Source organism: Streptomyces sp. NPDC001941, assembly GCF_040296945.1.
In the GTDB taxonomy this organism is placed as follows: Bacteria; Actinomycetota; Actinomycetes; order Streptomycetales; family Streptomycetaceae; genus Streptomyces.
In genome coordinates, this window is the sequence record NZ_JBEOYE010000092.1 from 15,781 (window position 1) to 35,039 (window position 19,259).

General features: G+C 71.8%; 10 protein-coding genes and 1 pseudogene. 8 read left to right on the forward strand and 3 right to left on the reverse strand.

The features are described 5' to 3' along the window. The first annotated feature begins 39 nt into the window (after positions 1 to 39). The gene (locus ABT160_RS37990; protein WP_351652883.1) at positions 40 to 1,392 is read left to right on the forward strand and encodes a L,D-transpeptidase; all 1,353 of its coding nucleotides are present in this window, start codon (positions 40 to 42) and stop codon (positions 1,390 to 1,392) included. Between the two features lie 98 nt (positions 1,393 to 1,490). On the opposite strand, the gene ABT160_RS37995 is transcribed toward ABT160_RS37990, so the two are convergent. Further along, positions 1,491 to 7,136, reverse strand: coding sequence for a SpaA isopeptide-forming pilin-related protein (locus ABT160_RS37995; protein ID WP_351652884.1), 5,646 nt, complete (start codon positions 7,134 to 7,136; stop codon positions 1,491 to 1,493). 369 nt (positions 7,137 to 7,505) lie between these two features. Between ABT160_RS37995 and ABT160_RS38000 the strand changes: the two genes are divergently transcribed. From ABT160_RS38000 to ABT160_RS38020, 5 genes are all read left to right on the forward strand, one after another. Next, a complete protein-coding gene (locus ABT160_RS38000; RefSeq protein WP_351652886.1) occupies positions 7,506 to 7,880 on the forward strand; it encodes a hypothetical protein in 375 nt (124 codons plus the stop codon). A gap of 288 nt (positions 7,881 to 8,168) precedes the next feature. Further along, entirely contained in the window at positions 8,169 to 8,942 is a 774-nt protein-coding gene (locus tag ABT160_RS38005) for a hypothetical protein (protein WP_351652888.1), read from the forward strand. A gap of 5 nt (positions 8,943 to 8,947) precedes the next feature. Then, a complete protein-coding gene (locus ABT160_RS38010; protein WP_351652890.1) occupies positions 8,948 to 10,375 on the forward strand; it encodes a hypothetical protein in 1,428 nt (475 codons plus the stop codon). 32 nt (positions 10,376 to 10,407) lie between these two features. Beyond that, a complete protein-coding gene (locus ABT160_RS38015) occupies positions 10,408 to 11,157 on the forward strand; it encodes a hypothetical protein (protein WP_351652892.1) in 750 nt (249 codons plus the stop codon). Between the two features lie 151 nt (positions 11,158 to 11,308). Next, positions 11,309 to 12,667 carry a class D sortase gene (locus ABT160_RS38020; protein WP_351652894.1) on the forward strand — a complete coding sequence of 453 codons (1,359 nt, stop codon included), beginning with the start codon at positions 11,309 to 11,311 and terminating at the stop codon, positions 12,665 to 12,667. Between the two features lie 79 nt (positions 12,668 to 12,746). Here ABT160_RS38020 and ABT160_RS38025 read toward each other — a convergent pair whose 3' ends face one another. Continuing rightward, entirely contained in the window at positions 12,747 to 14,897 is a 2,151-nt protein-coding gene (locus ABT160_RS38025) for a DUF7927 domain-containing protein (RefSeq protein ID WP_351652896.1), read from the reverse strand. Between the two features lie 330 nt (positions 14,898 to 15,227). Between ABT160_RS38025 and ABT160_RS38030 the strand changes: the two genes are divergently transcribed. Further along, the gene (locus ABT160_RS38030) at positions 15,228 to 17,261 is read left to right on the forward strand and encodes an eCIS core domain-containing protein (RefSeq protein WP_351652898.1); all 2,034 of its coding nucleotides are present in this window, start codon (positions 15,228 to 15,230) and stop codon (positions 17,259 to 17,261) included. 215 nt (positions 17,262 to 17,476) lie between these two features. Here the strand turns inward: ABT160_RS38030 and ABT160_RS38035 are convergent, their stop codons facing one another. After that, a complete protein-coding gene (locus tag ABT160_RS38035) occupies positions 17,477 to 18,745 on the reverse strand; it encodes a COG1470 family protein (protein ID WP_351652900.1) in 1,269 nt (422 codons plus the stop codon). Between the two features lie 317 nt (positions 18,746 to 19,062). Between ABT160_RS38035 and ABT160_RS38040 the strand changes: the two are divergent. Further along, positions 19,063 to 19,259: pseudogene (locus tag ABT160_RS38040) on the forward strand (hypothetical protein); the annotation flags it as partial.

The window sequence follows — 19,259 nt, forward strand, 5'->3', positions numbered from 1 at the left end:
CCGCCCGGACGCCCCTACCGGCCCTTCGGCCTACCTTCGGTGGCGGTCCGTCACCCGGGCGGCTACCTCTGGGACGAGGTGGTGCACGACGCGGACGACCCGGGAGCACAGGTGGCAGACGTACGGACGGTGGTCAGGTGGCGGCGCGGGACGCGCTGGGCGCTGGTGCTGGCCACCGCACTGGGCACGGCCGTCTCCGGCACGGGACCGGTCCTCGCCGACGGCGGGGCGTCCGCCGGGGGCGCGGTGGTCCGGGCGGCCGACGCGTGCACGGCGACCACGGGCCCGTACCAGTGGCAGGTCGAGCACCTCCTCGGGCTGCCGAGGGACGGCCAGATGTCGGCGGCGGACTGCCGGGCGATCCAGGCGGCGCAGCGGCGGCTCGGAATCACGCCCGCGGACGGCGCGGCGGACGAGCGGACGTTCCAGCGGCTCCTCGCGGCCGGACGCACGCCGACACCGAAACCCAAGCCCAAGCCGGTCCCGAAACCCAAGCCGAAGCCGAAGCCCAAACCCAAGCCGGTCCCGAAACCGAAGCCGAAGCCGACACCGCCCCCGGTCCCGGTCCCGGAGCCGACACCGAAGCCGGTCCCCAAGCCCGTCCCGAAGCCGAAGCCCAAGCCCGTACCCAAGCCCAAGCCCAAACCCAAGCCGAAACCGAAGCCCAAACCGGTGCGTCCCAAGCCCGCCTGCAACGCCGACACCGGCCCGTACCAGTGGCAGCTGGAGAAGCGGCTCAAGCTGCGCCAGGACGGCGAGATGTCGACGGCCGACTGCCGGGCGATCCAGCGGCTCCAGAAGCGCCTGGGCATCTCCCCCGCGAAGGGCGCGGCCGACCAGAAGACGTTCCGGCTGGCCCTGGTGGACGACGTCCGCAGGGACCCGAACCAGCGCAAGCGCTGCCCGGTGCGCTCCTTCCGCGTCACCTGCGTGGACCTGGGTCGGCAGGTGCTGTGGGTGCAGAAGGGCCGCAGGATCGTCTTCGGCCCCGTGCCGATCCGCAGCGGCCGCAAGGGCCTGGAGACGCGGACCGGCTGGCAGTCGGTCTACGACAAGAAGCGGACGTTCTTCTCCACGATCTACGACGGCGCCCCGATGCCGTACTCGCAGTTCTTCAACGGTGGCCAGGCACTGCACGGCACGTACAAGGACCTCTTCGAGTCGGGCTCGGGCGGCTGCGTCAACATGTACGTGCGCGACGCCCAGCGGCTCTACCGGCTGCTGGACATCGGCGACCGGCTCTACATCTACGGCCGCAAGCCACAGAACCGCGCGGCCTCCCCCTCGGAGGTCTCCGGCCCCGCCGCCGAGGCCGCCGAGGACCTCCTGGTCGCCGAGGGCTTCGGCTCCTCGGGCATCCCGGTGGTCGAGGACCCGGACGCGGCGGACTGACCGGCGCACGAAGACGGGCGGCCTCCCCGGTCATCCGGGAAGGCCGCCCTCTTTCACGCCTCGCGGCGCTTACTGCTGATACCGCTGACTACGACGGGCTACTTCTTCTTGTGGTTCTCGTGCGGCTTGTTGGTCAGCCGCACGACCGCGTCGTAACGGGTGTTCTCCCTGACCACGTACGGCCCGAAGGACCGCTTCCTGGGCAGCTGGTAGCCGCCCGGGACCGACCGCTCGTACAGGTAGTACGTGCCGGCGCGCGGGATCTTGAAGGAGACGGCGCCCTTGCCGTCGGTGGCCTTGCCGCGGCCGACGCGGGTGTCCGAGGGCTGGTAGCCCCGGATCCCGTTCGTCTCGCGCCACAGCTCGAACACCGCGCCCATCAGGGGCTTGCCCGTCTTGGCGTCCCGCTTGAGGATCGAGATGCGGGCCGGCGGCTTGACGATCAGGGGGTCCTTGTCGTCGACGTGCTTGCCGGAGATCTCACCCTCCATGTCGACGCGGGAGTCGTCCTTGTGGACCTCGCCGGCCTGCAGGCCGGTCAGCAGGGAGGTGCACTTGTACGACGCGCCCACGGCGAAGCGGGTCCTGGGCTTGGCCGTACCGACCGGCCAGGTGTTGTTCCAGCGCACGTAGCGGCCGCTGGGGTCGAAGCTGGTGGTGCCGTCGGGCCAGAAGCAGCGGAGGTTGGAGACCTTCGCCTTGCCGCGCGTGACGCGGTCCTGGACCTCGACCTTGATGCCCGGCTCGGTGCCGTTGTTCGTCACCGTGTACGAGATGGTCCGCGTCCGGGTGTCCGGGGCGATCACCTTGTCCTTGTCGGTGTCGGCGTCCTTGCCGGTGGCCTTGTCCTCCTTCTCGATGTCGATGTCGGGGAGGTGGTTCTCCACCGTGACCGTGACACCGGCGGCGGCGTTGGCCGCGGTCAGCTCCAGCGGTCCGAAGACCGGCGGCTTGGGCAGGGCGTACTCCTTGCCGTCGGGCCGCTTGGGAGCCTTGGTCTCCTGCCAGTAGTACGTGCCGAGCACGGAGGTGTTGACCTCGGCGATGCCGTCGGAGCCCGTGGTGATCGGCGTGCCGACCCGGGTGTCCGCCAGCGGGCCGGCCATCTGGAGCCCGGCCGTGCCGTTGGTCTCGCGCCAGAGCTGGAACTCGGCGCCGCCCAGCGGCTTCTTGGTCTTGGCGTCCGTCTTCAGGACCCGGATGCGACCGACGACCGTGATCTCGTTGGGCGCGTTCTCGACCGTGGCCTGCGCCCCGGCCGTGGCGTTCTCCTTGCTCAGCACCAGCGGGCCGAAGACCGCCGGGTCGGGCAGGGCGTAGCCGCCAGGTGCCGCGGTCTCCTGCCAGTAGTACGTGCCGTACTCGACCTTGGCGACGGCGGCGTTGCCGTCGGCGCCGGTGGTGACCTCGCCGCCGACCTTGGTGTCCGGCGTGGCGCCGGTCATCTGCAGGCCGTCGACCTTGTTGGTCTCGCGCCACAGCTGGAACTTGGCGCCCGCGAGCGGCTTCTTGGACTTCGCGTCGATCTTCAGGACCTTGACGTCCCCGGCCGGCGGCTCGCCGTGCCACGGGTCCTCGTCCTTGACGCTGCGCTCGCTGATCGCGCCCTCGCCGTCCACGGTGGAGTTGTCACCGTGGATCTCGCCGGCCTTGAGGTTGTAGAGCAGCGCGGTGCACTTGTACGTCGCGCCGACCTCGAAGCGGGACTTCGGCTTGTCGGGCTTGGTGAACCAGGTGTTGTCCCAGCGGACCTTCTGGCCGGACGGGTCGGTGCTGCTGGTGCCGTCGGGCCAGTTGCACTTGAGGTCCTTGATCTTGGCGTCGCCGCGCGTGACGACGTCGCCGACCTCGATCTTCACCAGCGGCTCGGTGCCGTTGTTGGTGATGTCCATGTACAGGACCTTCTCCCGGGTGTCCGGGAGGATGACCCTGTCGGCCTCGGTGTTGGCGTCGGAGTTGGTCGCCTCGTCCTTCTTGACGATGTCGATCTCCGGCTTGTGGTTCTCCACCGTGATCTGGCCGCCCTGGGCGGCGTTGTCCTTGGTCAGGACGATCGGGCCGAAGATCGGGTTGAGCGGCTTGGCGTACTTCGGGTCCGCCTCCTTGACCTCCTGCCAGTAGTACGTGCCGAGCTCCAGCTTCTCCGCCGTCGCCAGGCCGTCCGCACCGGTGGTGATCTCGCCGCCGACCTTGGTGTCCGGCGTGGCGCCGGTCATCTGCAGGCCGTCGGTGCCGTTGGTCTCGCGCCACAGCTGGAAGACCGCGCCGGCCAGCGGCTGCTTGGTCTTGGCGTCGACCTTCAGGACCTTGAGGCTCGCCTGGGGCTCACCGTTCCACGGGTCCTTGTCCTTGACGGACTTGCCGCTGAACTCGCCCTCGCCCTCGACCGTGGTCTCGTCCGTGTGCAGGACGCCCGGCTTCAGGTTGTACAGCGTCGCGGTGCACTTGTAGGTCGCACCGATCTCGAAGTACTTGGCGGGCTTGCTCTTGGGGTCGCTCGGGTTCGCCGGCCAGGTGGCGTCCCAGCGGACCTTCTGACCCGAGGGGTCGGTGCTGCTGGTGCCGTCGGGCCAGTTGCACTTGAGGTCCTTGATCTTCGCGTCGCCCTTGAGGATGACGTCGCCGACCTCGATCTTGAACAACCGCTCGGTGCCGTTGTTCGTGATGTCCATGTAGAGGGTCTTCTCCCGGGTGTCCGGGATCTTGACCTTCTCCGCCTCCGTGTTGGCGTCGGAGTTGGTCTCCTCGTCCTTCTTCTTGATGTCGATGTCCGGCTGGGCGTTCTCGACCGTGAGCGAGGCGCCGCTCTCGGCGTTGTCCTTGGTCAGGACGATGGGGCCGAAGACCGGGTTCTTCGGGAGGGGGTAGTCCTTCCCGTCCTTGTCCTTGGGGGCCTTGGTCTCCTGCCAGTAGTACGTGCCCAGTTCGAGCTTCTGGACGGTGGCGACGCCGTTCGCGCCCGTGGTGAGGGGCGTGCCGACCTTGGTGTCCGGGGTGGTCCCGTCCATCTGGAGGCCGTCGGTGCCGTTCGTCTCCTTCCACAGCTGGAACTCGGCGCCGGCGATGGGCTGCTTGGTCTTGGCGTCGATCTTGACGACGTTCAGGCCCGCGAGCGGCTCGCCGTGCCAGGGGTCCTCGTCCTTCACGGCCTTGCCGCTGAACTCGCCCTCGCCGTCGACCCGCGAGTTGTCACCGTGCAGGACGCCCGGCTTGAGGTTGTACAGCGTCGCGGTGCACTTGTACGTCGCACCCACGGCGAAGCGGGACTTGGGCTTGTCCGGCGGGGTGGCGAAGGTGTTGTCCCAGCGCACCTTGGCACCGGTCGGGTCCGAACTGCTGGTCCCGTCGGGCCAGTTGCACTTCAGGTCCTTGATCTTCGCGTCACCCTTGGTGACGATGTCCCCCACCTCGACCTTCACCAGCGGCTCGGTGCCGTTGTTGGTGATGTCCATGTAGAGGGTTTTTTCCTTGGTGTCCGGCAGGACGACCTTCGTGTCCTCGGTGTTGGCGTCCGAGTTGGTCGCCTCGTCCTTCTTCACGATGTCGATGTCCGGCTTGACCTGGTTGTAGCCGAAGTCGTACGTGTGGTTGTCCTGGCCGGCCTTGCCCGTGGTGATGGTGTGCTCGGGGTACTTGCCCCCGGCCGGGACCTTGCCGTCGGAGTCGATGAAGTCGTTCGTGCCGGCGTCGTTCTTGGTGACGGTCCACTCGTAGAGCGGTCCGCCCTGCTGGTAGTCGGCCGGGTTGTCGATCTTGATCGTGTACTGCGTCTCGAACTTCAGGCCACCGGGGACGTTGGAGTTGTCGAAGTAGTACTCACCACGGCTGGTCGTCCGCGTGGTGGCGACGAGCGTGCCGTTCTTGTCGTACAGGTTGACCGTGGCGCCCGGGACCGGCTTCTCGCCCGGGTCCTGGATGCCGTCCTTGTCGACGTCGTACCAGACGCGGTTGCCGATCTGGATCGGCGCCTCGTCACAGAGGACCTCCAGGTCCGCCATGCCGGAGCCCTTGCCGAACGTGATCGCCTGGCCGTTGCCGCCGTCGCCCGCACCGGTGGTGCGGTTGATGAACATCGTGCCGGTCGTGTACGTCGCGTTGTTCGGGTCCACGCCCGACGTGGCGATGGTCTCCTCGACCTTCGACAGCGCCATGCCCGCGAAGGCGGCCTCGGGGTGGTAGCCCGCGCGGGTGTCGCCCGAGTAGTACTCCCGGACGCGCGCGTCCGTCGAGTTGTTCTTGCAGGCGCCGTTGGGGTCCATCTGGTAGCGGTTCTCGCCCACCACGCAGGCGCGGACGATGTCACCGCCCGAGGCGCGGTAGTCGTTGAACCGCGCGCCCGCGTCGTTGCGGTCGTACATCGGCCAGCCGCCCATGTCGGCGTAGCGGTCCCGGAAGCCGAGGACCAGGTCCCCGTTGATCTCCTGGATGATGTCGCCCATGAACGGCTGCGGGTACGAGGTGCGCGTGCCCGGCGGGCAGGTGTGCTCGGGCTGGCTCGGCAGGTGGTACTGCACCTGCTTGGCGCGCCACCTGTCCGACCACGGGTACCAGGCGCCGCCGAAGCAGCCGCCCGCGACGGTGTCCGCCACCTGCTTGGGGTAGTCCAGGCGGTCGTTCAGGATGGTCCCGGTGAAGGACTTGGCCACCGGGTCGAAGGTCTGCACGACCGCGCGCATGTCGTCGCGGTTCTGCGAGGACTCTCCGGAGCAGACGCCGCCGACGTAGACGGTCCCGGTGTCGGAGTTGAAGCCGATCGCGCCCGGACGCCAGTCGGTGGCGTTCGAGCAGTTCGCGCTCGGGATGTCCCAGGACTCCGGCGACGCGCCCGTCTTCTGGGTGGCGTCGTAGCGGTAGAGCTTCTTGTCGTTCAGGTTGATCGCGTACAGGTACTTGCCGTCGTCACTGACGTCGATGTCGCCGAGCGACTCCTTGTTCACCGCGGGGGCGAACGGCAGGTCCTGGTCGGTGGCGATCTGGTGCGCCGTGCTGCCGGCGTTGGGCACCTGGGCGAACAGCGTCGTCTGCCCGGTGGCCCGGTCGGTCAGGTAGATCGCGCCCGCACCGTCGGGCCCGTAGCCGGATCCGCGGCGGGCGAAGGCGCCCGAGAAGATCCACTTCTTCTGCTTGCTGTAGCCGATCCCGTAGACCGTGCCGGTCTGGGTGTGCTGGGCGAGGACCGTGGTCTGGTCCTTGTAGCCCCGCGCGTTGTACGGGAACGTCACCAGCGTGTGCGAGTCCGGGTCGGCCGGACCCTCCTTCACGTCCCTGCGGTGGCACGCGGTGGCCAGCGGGGCGTTCTTCTGGCAGTAGTCCGAGGGGTTCCAGAACGCCGTGGTGAACTCGACGTTGTTGCCGCCCGTGAGGTCGACGAACTCCTCGGTGCTGGTGAGGTACGTCGGGTTGGCGCGCAGCAGCCCCTGGTGGTCGGCGAACGCCGAGAACAGCGTGCCCGGGCGGGGGTTCATGACCTGCACCCGGTACTTGCCCCCCTTGAGGGAGGGGCTGGCCGTGGCCGGGTTGAACGTCACCGTGCCGTCCGGGCCGGTCTTCCCGGTGAGCGTGGTGCCCGCGTCGTCCGTGAGGCGGACCTCGACCTGGTTCATACCGGGTTCGAGGACGCTGTCCCAGCGGCCGTTGGCGTTCACCTCGCGCACGACGCGCACCTTGACGGAGCCGTCGCCCGCGTCGGCCGCGTGCGCCCAGGGCGCGGCCGCGAGGCCGAGGCTGGAGGCCACGAGCGGCATCAGCACCCCTAGGGTGCCGGCCCGTCTCGTGAGCCCTCTGCCGTGGGGCACGGCAGGTGGTGAAGAGGTTGGCAAAATATCTCCTGCTGTCAGTGAGAAACAGGGGACCCGGCGACCGGAACGGCACCGGACCGGGCCCTGCTTATCCGCTGAGCAGCTACCAAGATCGCCACGCCGCGCCCTCTCCACCTTTCCGTGGCGTTTGTTGCTCCGAATAGCTTCGTCGCGCTTGGTGTGATGAGCTGAGTGAATGCGCTCCGGCCAGGTCGGCCGAGTCGTTCCCGGGGTTGGCACCCGTTTGTCGCGTGAAATGTCCCGCATGACGCGGAGACCACATCCGCGTCGCCCCCAGGAAAGGAACGACCCCTCGTGCACATGCGCACCTGTGCCGTGCTGCTGACCGGCCTCGTCCTCGTCAGCGGCTCCGCGACCACGTCCTTCGCCGCCCCCGCGGCCTTCGACCGCGCCTCCTGCCAGAAGAGCGTGCAGGACCTCTCGAACTCCCTGGAGGAGCTGGGCGACGGCGTGGACGCGGAGACCCAGCAGTCCGCACGGCAGGACGTCGACGCCTTCCTGGCCAAGCTCTCCGCGGGCCAGGACCCCGACAACGCCGACATCGAGAAGCTCAACGGCACCATGGCGAAGGCGGGTCAGCAGATGAGCGACGAGACGCTCCAGCGCATGTTCACGCTCGTCCAGCCGGTCATGGCCGAGTGCATGCCGCTGGTGGCCCCGGCCTCCTGACCGGTCCGCATAACGTCAGAAAATCTCAGCACAAGAAAGACCCGCATTCCGGCCCCGCATTTCCAGGACCTCGCGAGAGGGAGATGCGGGGCTTCCTTCTGCTTTCCTGATTTATCACCACCCGGATCCGATCCGCTTAATTGACGCCAATATCAATATTGCACATCCATTCCGCCAGGCAGGTGGTTCATATTCACGCCTACCCGTGAGTGGCATTGCGCGTCAGTAAGTTGACGCCCGCCGGACCCGGAAAGGGCCGTGCGCACGGAGTCGATCCGAAGGAGAGAAATGCGCTCCCACTCACTGGCCCGCTTCGGGGGGCTCGCGGCGGCCGCGGCCCTCGCCCTCGCGGTGCTCGCCACCGCGTGGTACGGCTCCGCAGGTCTGGCGGCCGCCGCCGACGGGCCCGAACCCCTGCCGGGCTTCGGCCAGTTGGAGAGCGCCGCGCTGCCCACGGAGACCAAGCCCGCCGTCTCCGTGGACAACGGGCTCTCCCAGGTGACCGAGGGCACCGACGTGACGTACCGCATCACCGTGGAGAACCAGAGCGCCACCTCCGACCTCGCGACCACGGTGGACGCCACGCTCCCCCAGGGCCTGCGCTTCGACTCCGCCGACGCGGGCGGCGTCCGCAAGGGCGGCCAGGTGTCGTGGACGGTGCGCACCGCCCCCGAGGCCCGCCGGGTGCTCACCCTGAAGGGGCACGTGGGCGCCAGGCCCGCCGGGGTCGACCGGCTCGCCCTGGTGGCGTGCGCCGAGGGCGACGAGCCGGTCTGCGCCACCGACATGGACGGCGTCGCGCTCCCCGGCCGGGTCTCGTGGACCACCGCCGTGCTGGGCGTGAGCGCGGCGCTGGCCCTGCTGGCCGGCCTGGCGTTCCTGCTGCTGCGCCGCAAGAAGCCCGCCACCGAGGTGAAGGTGCCCGCCCAGGCGGTCGCGGGCGCCGGACAGGACGCCGCCGGGGAGAAGGACTGGAACGAGGTCTGCTACGCGGCCGTCGCCGAGGCCCCCCAGGTACCCGGCCCGGCGGGCTCCCCGGAGCCGTCCGAGCCGGTCAAGTAGGCGCCGTGCAGAGCGGACTGAACCGCGCGCTGCGGGTCGCCGGCGTGGTGCTGGCCGCGGGCGCCGTGTGGTCGGCCGACGGCGGTCCCCAGGCCGCCCACGCCACCGCGGCACCCGCGGTGCCGACGGACGCGCCGGTACGGGACGCGGCGCCGCGCGTGAGCGGGGTGACGGCCGACGCCGCCGTCGCGGGCCCGGGCGACACGGTCGGCTGGGTCGTCGAGCTCAGCGGCCCCGCCGGGCGTCCGGGCGCACCCGCCCGGCTGGACGTCGACCTCTCCGGCGTCCTCGCCTCGGCCGACCTGGCCGGCGCGCCGGTCGTCTCCGGTCCCGGCCGGGCGGTCGTGCGCGGCCGGGCCCTGCACTGGAACGGCAGCCTCGCCCCCGGCGAGCGCACCCGGGTGCACTTCAGCACCACCGTCCACCGCGAGGTCGGGCGGCACGAGCTGACGCTGCCCCGCGCCGCCGCCCCCGTACGGCTGCGCGGCCTCGAACTCACCGTCCGGGCCAGCCCGCACGAGGTCACCGGCGAGGCACCCACCGTCTTCGAGGTGAGCGCGCGCAACGTGGGCGGCGGCGCCTGGACCGGCAGCGATCCGGCGACCTTCGACATCGACCTGGCCGACCTGCTCGCCGCCGGGGCCCGTCCGGTCCGGGTGCGCGCCACCTCGGGCACCACCGCCTTCATGGGCCGGCACCTGGTCTGGACGGGACCGCTGGCCGCGGGGCACAGCGCCACCGTCACCTTCGCCGCCGACCTCGCCCCCCGGCCCGGCGCCCAGCCGCGGCGGCTGACCGTGTGGGCCGCCAGCGAGCTGGCGTCCGGCCCGTGCACCCCGTCCGGTGCCGACCGCGCCTGCCGCGCCGAGGTGCGCGTCGCCGCGCCCGCCGCCGACGGCGCCCCGCCGGACCGTACCGCCCTGTACCTGTCCGTCGGCGCGGGGTCGGTCCTCGCGGGCCTCGCCGGCGCGGGCGCGCTGGCCGCCCGCCGCCGGCGCCGCGACGCGGACGGCACGCCCCCCGAACCGATCACCACGCCCGTGCACGACCTGCCCACTCCCCCGGAAAGGACCCCCGCCATGAGCGACGACAACGAGACCTTCCACGGCGACGACCGCGACGCCGAGGTCGCGCTCGACACCGCGCTGGAGAGCCTGGAGAGCGCGTTCTCCTTCGAGAACCTCGACGACTTCGAGGACTTCAAGGAGACCGCCCCGCTCGACCCCGAGCTGCACGGCTCCGACCTGCTCGGCTCGGACCTGCTGAGCTCCGAGCTGCTCGACTCCGAGCTGCTGGGCGCGGACCTGCTCGACTGCGAACTGCTCGGCTCCGAGGGGGACCTGGTCGACATCGACTCCCGCTTCGCCGGGCTCTCCGCCGAGCTGTACGAACTGCGCACCGACCTCAGCCGCGCCACCCGCGACTCCCGGTGAGCCCCGAACCCCCTGGAAAGGCAGGAACACCCATGAACAAGCTCGTCACCACCGCGGTCCTCGTCGCGGGCGCAGGCACCCTGTCCGCGCCCGCCGCGCTGGCCATGTCCCCGCACGAGGCGGCGGCCACCCCCGCCGCCCGGGTCGTGGCCAGCCGGGTCATCGACCGCTCCGGCGGCACGATCTCGGGCACCATCAACGGCGGCACCGCGCGCCTGCACGTCCCCGAGGGCGCGTTCGCGCAGCCCACCGAGGTGCGCATGACGACCGCCGACACCAGCGCCCTGGACGGCGGTCTCGGCCGGGCCGGGTACTCCGGCTACCGCACCCTGGCGGCCGTCGGCGTCAAGGCGTACAAGAGCGACGGTTCCTCGGTGCGCGGCAAGTTCGCCAAGCCGCTGGAGCTGACCGTCACGGGCGAGCGCCTGCACCAGGGCCAGAAGGCCGTGCAGCTGAACCTGACCAAGCCCGCCGAGCAGCGCGCCAGCTTCTCCGAGGGCTCGGCGCGGCTGAAGGTCAACGGCACCCCCGACCTGGTCATCGTGGCGCCCGCGCCGGCCACCGCCGCCGTCAGCGACGGCAAGCCCGGTGGCGCCGCGCCGCACGCCCGGGCGGCGCACCCGCCGGTGGCCGGGACCCCCATCGAGGGCGCCACCAAGGCGCACACCGGGGTGCCGCTCACCCCCGAACTGGTCGGTGCCGGGCTGGCCCTGGCCGCCGGTACCGCGCTGCTGTGCGGCGCCGTGGGCGGCAGAGGACGCCGCCCCGGGACCGTCGCCTGACCTCCCGTACGGACGACAGACCGAGAGGCATGACACGGTGATCGACGGCTCGATCGATCCCACGTCGACCGGCCCGCAGTGCTGCGCGCACTGCGGGTTGTCGGCGTCGGAGCCCAGCAGTCCCGCGCCCCTTCCGGCGCCGCGGGTCCGCGTGCGCCTGGACGCGCGCACCTTCTACCTCGCCGAGCCGCGCGTGCGCCGGCAGCGGCGGTACGTCCCCCAGCCGTACAAGGCCCGCTACCTGGGCCCGCTGCCGGGCGTCCGGCACGTGCCGGGCATCAAGTACGTCCTGCGGTCGGTGCCGACCGTGGTCATCCGCTACCGGCCGCTCGACCTGCGGGTCCCGGTCGTGGAGCGGCCGGGGCGCGAGGGGCGGACGGCCACCGCGCCGCGCCGGTTCGTGTGGCGCCGCGCCGCCACCACCACGGCCGCCGTCACGCTCCTCGCCGCGGGCGTGGTGACCATGGGGCACGCGATGCGGTTCGACGCCGACTGGACCGCGTCCAGCACCCGGCTGACCCGGATGTGGGACGAGGGCGCCACGGCCGCCGACGCGCCCGCCTTCGGCGCCCCGGACGACTGCTCCCAGCTGCCGCCCTCCCGGATCGCCCGCGCGGACGCGCCGCACGCGGTGCTGCACGTGCCGCGCACCGGGCTGCGCACGGCGGTCCTCGAAGGGGCGGACCGGGCCACGCTCGACCGCGCCGTCGGGCACCTGCCCGACAGCAGGTGGCCGGACCAGGGCGGCACGACCGTCCTGGAGGGGCACGACATCACCTACTTCAACGAGCTGGACCGGCTGCGGCCCGGGGACACCGTCGAGGTCCAGGGTGCCTGCCGCACCTGGACCTACGAGGTGACGGGCACTCAGGTAGTCAAGTCGGGCCATCCGGTGCGGCATTCGGAGAAGCCCGAGCTCAAACTCGTCACCTGCTGGCCGATCGGCGCACTGTTCCCCAGCGACGAGCGGTACGTGGTCAGCGCGCGGCTCGTCCGCGAGGCGGCCACCGCCGACCGGGCCGCCGCACCGGCGCCCGCGGCCGTCTGGCCCCGGGTGGTGCCCGAGCTGCCCCCGGGCACCCGCGCCGAGGACTTCGCCCCGGAGCGCACCGGGATGCCGCTGGGCAGGCTCAGCGTCAGCCGAGAGCTGGACGAGGCCTACCGGCAGGGCCCGCACCCGCTCCAGGTCGAGCGGGCCTCGGTGCGGGTGGTCGGCGCCGCGCTGCGCGCCCTGGCCGAGGACCGCCCGGAGTGGTGGCACCGCCTCGCCCCCGGCGTACCGCTCCCCGCCGAGTTCACCCCGGGCACCCGGATCGGCTGGCAGGACAGGGCCGCGGTCGAGGTCGAGGGGTACGGGGAGCGGCCGACGGGCGCCCGCCTGACCGCCCGGGTCGAACTGGCGGGCCGTTCCCACCTCCTCACCGTGCGCACCCGGATCGACCGGGCGCCGGACGGCGCGGGCGCGGTGGCGCGGATCAAGGCGTGGCACCTGGAGCCGCTGGCCCGCTGAGCGGGGCGCCGAGCGGGACACGGAGAAGGGCGGGGACCGGTGGTGACCGGTCCCCGCCCTTCTCCGTACGCCCGGGGGCTCAGTCCCGGCGGTAGCGGCGGGACGCCAGCACGATCCCGCCACCGCCGCAGAGAAGCAGCGAGGCCAGGGTCCCGGCGAGCACCGTGGTGTCGACGCCGGTGTCGGGCAGTTCGGCCCTGGCCGGCGGGGCCTGGCGCTCCGGAGCCCGACCGGCGCCGTCGTCGACCGTGTCGATCGGCTCCTCCTCGGGCTCGGTCTCCCCGAACACCTCGGTGTCCTCCTCCTCCGCGTCCGCGTCGGGGGCCGCCTGGACGACCGTGGTCGTGGTGCAGCCCGGGTCGACGGACATGACGTCCTGGGCGCCCACCGGCTTGGGGCAGTTGGTGTTCTCGGGGCTCGTCAGCACGTTGGTCAGGGTGCGCCTGTCCTTGATCCCCGCGCCCGCGGTGACCGAGTAGGTGACGGTGACGGTGTCCCCGGCCGCGATGTCACCGGTCCACATCAGCTGGGGCGACACGTACGAGACCGCGCCGGAGTCCGCCGCGCCGTCGCCGTTGTAGCGGGCCGAGCCGAGCAGCCCGCTCAGGTCCTCGAAGACGACCGTGTTCCTGGCGTCCACCGCGCGGTTGTTGGTGAGGGTCAGGGTGTACGTGACGACCTGGCCGGGGCGGGCCGTGGCACGGTCCGCGTACTTCTTCAGGCTCAGCGAGGCCGCCTGCTCCTCGGGCACGCAGCCGGAGCCGTCGACCCCGGGCGGGCACGGGACGCCGAACGGCACGGCCGCCGCCTCGCCACGGCTGCCCGGGGCGCCGGGAACCGCCGACGCGGAGGGCGAGGGGGACGTGGTGGTGGAGGGGGACGCCGACGGGGAAGCGGCGGAGGCGGGGGCGGACGGCGAAGCCGCCGGGGGCGCGGAAGCCGAAACCGACGCACTGGCACTGGCACTGGCACTGGCACTGGCACTGGCACTGGCAGTCTGCCGGGGTGCCCCCGTGGCCGGGTGCTTGGCCTTCGGCTGCTCCTCGATCACCGTCGCCGTCGAGCAGTCCGGACCGGGCCGCTCCTTCGTGCAGTTGGAGTCGTCCGGGCCGAAGACCCGGTTGGTGAGCTTGCCCCGGGCCCCGTCCTTGAGCCGCACGGTGTAGCCGACGACGACGGTGGCGCCCGCCGGCACGTCGCCGTGCCAGACCAGCTCGGGCTCCGTGTAGGTCACCTCACCACTGCTGGCCACGGCGTCGTCGTAGTAGCCGCCCTTGTCCAGCACGCCCGAGAGGTCGTCGACGACGGTGGCGTCCGCGTAGTCGGTGGTGCCGGGGTTGTGGATGTCGAGCGTGTACATCACGTAGTCGCCCGCGCGGACCACCGACTTGTCGGTGGTCTTCCTGATGTCGAGGCGGCCCGGGACGTGGGTCCGCGTGGTGCACGCCGGGCCGACCGCGCCCTGCGGGCAGGTGGAGTCCGCCGGCCCGGTGGCCCGGACGCCGAACTGGTCGCCGGCCCTGACGCCCGGCTTGACCTTCACCGAGTAGGTCACGGTGACGGTGCGCCCGGCGGCGACGTCGCCGTGCCAGACGATCCGGGGCGCGGTGAAGGCCACCCGGCCGCTGTCGGCGGTGGCGTCACCCTGGTAGTCGGCGCTCCTCAGCACCTCGCCCAGTTCGCTGGCGACGGTGGCGTCCCGGTAGGCGGTGGCACGGGGGTTGGTGATCGCCAGGGTGTACGTGACGGTGTCACCGGCCCGTGCCGTGCGCGAGGTCACCGAGGTGGCGACGCGCAGCCGGCTCTTCTCGCGGACCGGCACGCTGCCGGGGGCGGGGGTCCCTACCCGCCCGGGCACGGCCGGGATCGCGGACGGGGTCGCGGAGGGGTCCGCCGACCGGCTCGGGGAGGGTGACGCCCCGGCCGTGGCGTCCGCCGAGGCGCCGGGGCCGAAGCTCGGACTCGGGCTCGGACTCGGGCTGTCCTCCGACTCCTCCGCCCCGTCCTCGCACGTGACGGGGGGCGCCTCGGAGAGAGCGCTCTCCGCCTCCCCCGAGTCCTCCCCCGACTCCGGCGGGGACGGGCAGTCGGCGGTGGCGGCGTGCGCCCCGCTCCCCTGGGGGCTGGCCGGAGCACTGGTCCACAGCAGCGTCGAGCCGCTGATCATCGCGATGGCGAGGAGTTCGGTGAGCGGCGACCTGAGTCGGCTCCTGCTGCTACGTCTGCTCATACCTGGCTTCCGGGAGGGTGACGGAGGCGTACACAGGTTGACGTATCGCGCATCATCGGACCGTCGGCAATTCGGCATGCCGGGGTTCGTCCAAGCCATTCATCAGAAGTACCTAAGTGGCCTTAACTGCACCTCCGTTATGGATTTCATCATTCTTCATAGGATCAGCGTTTTCGGTACACCCGAAGGGCCGACGTGACGTCCCGCGCGGTCAGCGGCGCTTCCCCCGGATCTGCCCGAACGGGCATGGGCGGGTGACCGGTTCGGGGGTAGTCAAGTGGGGTCCGGTCATACCGCTCGCCCCGCTCCGTCGTCCGAGAGGCGTCACGCATGCGCAGAGCCGCCCGCGACCAGGCCGCCGAGGCGCAGGCCAGGGACGCCGCCGCGCGTCCGTCCGGGGCGCCGTCGGCGGAGGGCCTGCTGGCGCTCCAGCGCAGCGCCGGCAACGCGGCCGTGACCCGCATGCTCGCCGCCCGGCAGGCCGCGGGCGACGGCGTGGACGGCGCGCCGGACCAGGACGGCGCGACCGCGCACCAGGTGCTGCGCTCGCCGGGCAAGGCGCTGGACGGGGCGGTGCGCGCGGAGATGGAGGGCAGGCTCGGGGCGGACTTCTCCGACGTACGCGTGCACTCCGACGCCGTCGCCCAGCGCTCGGCCACCGAGATCGGGGCGCGCGCCTACACCTCCGGCAGCCACGTCGTGGTGACCGACGCGGGGCGGGACAAGCACACCCTGGCGCACGAGCTGACGCACGTCATCCAGCAGCGGCAGGGGCCGGTGTCGGGCACCGACACCGGGGACGGACTGAGCGTGAGCGACCCCGGTGACCGCTTCGAGCGGGAGGCCGAGGCGAACGCGCGGCGCGTGATGGCGGGGCCCGCCCCGGTGGGGTGCGCGGCCGGGGAGGAGGCCGGGGCCTCCGGGCACGACCACGGGTCCGGCGTGGTGCAGCGCAAGGGCTTCGACGAGATCGGGCCGCAGCTGCCTCCCAGCCCGCCGCCCGCGGGCGGGCTCCTGGGCCAGCTGATCGCCAGGACGCGCAACCAGCCGAGCCCCCAGAGCGCCCAGGTGGCGCGGGTGCGCCAGGCCTTCTCCGCGTACGACGACGACACCAACCGCGACCCGATGCACTGCATGATGGCGCTCTCGGACATCCAGATGGACATCGCGCCCGCCCAGGACGGGGCGGAGGGCGGCCTGCGGGGCTTCCTGGGCGCCGCCCTCCAGGTGATCAACGGCGAACTCGACCTGGTGACGAACCAGTTGGCGCGGGACAACGCCTTCCCCGACGAGGCGCGCCCGCCGTTCGACGCGATGACCGACACGGGCATGCTGTGGAAGCGGGGCGAGTGGGCGGACAGCGCGGCGGCCTTCCAGATGGAGGGCGCGAAGTACTTCCGCGAGCTGTCGGAGATGAACCGCGCCGGGATGGCGAAGGAGATCGCGGGCGGCGGGCAGCAGCGCGACTGGGTGGGCGACGTCAGGAACAAGCTCACCAGCGCCCTGCAGCAGAGCGTGCTGTGCCACTACACGCAGGCCGACCGGGCCGCGCAGATGCTCGGCGGCGGGCAGGTGCTGTCCAAGACCGAACTGCTGAAGCGGGATCCGGACGCGGAGAACACCTCGGAGGGCTACGACAAGCACGTCCTGGGCAACGAGGGCTTCGTGTTCTTCTTCCTGGAGGCACCGGACAGCCCGTTCCGCGGGTCCCGCTTCGGCGGTGACGACCCGGTGCGCATCGAGATCCCGCTGGCGTCGTCGCCGCTGATGCGCGAGGGCTGGCTGATGCTCAGCGACTTCGCCCAGCGCGAGTACCCGACGCTGCGGTCCGACCCGGCCGACCCGGCGCGCACGCAGAGCAAGCTGCCGACCCGCGAGGAGGGCTTCGGCCCCGAATTCACCGACCAGGTCCGCAAGTTCGACCTCGGAGCGGGCCAGGGGGCGGACCACCTGGACATGATGCAGCTGATCGAGGAGCGCCGGGCCGAGCCGGACCCCGAGCGCGGTGCGCAGATCATGTACGCGCTCAGCCAGGCCCTCGCCGACCAGTACAGCACCATGACGTACGGCTCCGGGGAGGACGCCGTGGTGAAGCCCGAGCCGTTGCGGTCCAACACCCTGATGGGCCGGGACATCGTGCCGGGGCTCGCCGACAAGGCCATCGTGGAGATCCAGCGCATCGAGCAGGTGAACCCGCAGCTCGCCGAGCGCCTGAAGGGCATGGGCGGCACGGAGTTGATGACCTTCCTGCTGAAGGACCTGCTGCGGCCGCAGGCGATGCTGCCCAACACCGTCTCGCTGGCCGGGGCCCGCGTGGTGCGCGAGAACGGCCAGCAGTTGGCGGCGCCCGCCACCACGCACTGATCCCGGGGTAACAGCAGGGATCAGGCCATCTTTGCGGGCGCCTACAACTACCGGCCGGTAGGCATGTTCTCGGCGTTTGGTGCGTCAACACCAGAACGTACGGCGACAAAGGGGGTGTCTCGGCGATCCTCCCGGGAATCGTTTTCCGGACGGCACGCCGTGGACACCCCTTTGCCCTGTGGCGAACCTGGACGACGATGGGTGGGTCGCCTGGTTCACCTGATGTCGCCGAGCACCCCGCTCACGTTCAGGACCTCGTGGCACTGCTGCGCCTGGCGGCCCGTGGCCGGAGTGCCCGGCTTCGCGCACGTCACCTGGGCGGTCACGGTTTGGTTCTCGGTGATCCTGATGGGGGTGACCCAGTGGTAGTCCTGGTTGCGGAACGTCTCCAGGGCGATCGTCGTGATCTTTCGGTCGCCGAAGTTGATGGTCAACACCCCTTCGTCACCCTGGAAGTTGGCGACGACGATGTCGGTGATGTCGAACCACTTGCCTGCGGGCACCGTGTAGGTGCCGGTCTTGGCCTCGCCGCCGCCGGTCTGGACGTCGACGGTGGCCGAACTCTGGCCGCCACCCGCGCCGGTGCCGGTCCCGGTGCCCGAACCGCCGCTGCCGGTACCGGGCTTGCTCCCCGGGCCCGATCCGCCCGGCTGTTCGCCGGAGCCGCTGCCGCCGGTGCCCTGGTCGCCGGTACCGGTGCCGGCGCTCGGGGTCGGGCGCTTCTGCACCGCCTCGTCGGCCGCCTCCTTGGCGGTGCTGCGCACCGCCGGGCGCACCAGCAGGAACCAGGCCAGCAGCAGCGCCAGGAGCGCGGCGAGCAGGACGAGCAGCCACTTCGGGAAGACCGGTATCTGGACGAACTCCGCGTCCAGCGGCGCCCGCACGGCCGTGTGGTCCTGCGGCTCCTCCTGGCCCTCGGGCCGGCCGGTCTCGGCGGTGGCCACCGTGAAGGGCCAGACGACGGGGGCGCCGAACCACACCGGCCTGCCGGTGCGCACCCGCAGGCCGACCTCGGCGGTCTCGCCCGGCTCCAGCTTCACGGCGCCGGGACGGAAGTCGAACTTCAGCTCCTCACCCGGCTGCGCGGGGGTGAAGCCGAGCTGGACGGGCGTGTTGCCGTCGTTGCGCACGGCGAGGCGGTAGCGGCCGCGCAGCCAGCCGCGGCGGCGCTTGGGAGCGATCTCAGTGCGCAGCTCCCGGAACTCCTCGATGTGCACGACGGTCTCGGGGACCCGTACGGCCTCGGGGTGCTCGGTGGGCAGGACGCGCACGCCGAGCGGCACGTCCCCGGCCCGCACCTGCGGCGAGCGCGGCGGATCCAGCCGGATCGTCACCGTCTCCGAGGTGCCGGGGTAGAGCGAGACGCGTGCGGGCTCGACCGTGGTCCAGGCAGCACAGTCGCCGACCGCCTCGAGCTGGTACGCCTCGACGATGTCGCTGTCGTTGCGCACGGTGAGGGTGGTGGTGGCGGTGCCGCCGGGCATGACCGACACCCGGGGGATGTCGACACCGGGCGCGCCAGGGCTGGGGGAGGCTGCTGGGGACGTCACACCACGACGCTATGACGCCGCACACCCCTCCTCCAGGTACGCGAGGGCAGCCCGCCGGGCAGCCCAGGTGCCCCCCTGGCGTCGGCCAACTGCACCTTTCCTTATGATCATTGGTCTCCAGCCGCGCACTGGGAGCGCTCTCCGGCCGATACCTGCCCCGGCCCCGCGGCATCCACGCCCTCCCGTGCGCGCTCGGCACGGCCGCCTTCCTCCGCACCCCTGACACGCATCACAGAACAGGTACCGACACCATGCCTTGCGCCGAGAACGACAGGACCCCCTCCCCGCTCGACACCGACCCGGTCCAGGTCCCTTCCCAGTCCCGGGGGTCGCACCGGACCGGCACCGCCTCTCCCGTGCAGCGCGTCACGGTGGCGGTGTACGCCCCGGATCCGATCCTGTACGTGGGTGTGGTCCACCAGTTGCGTCAGCGTCCGGAGATCGAGCT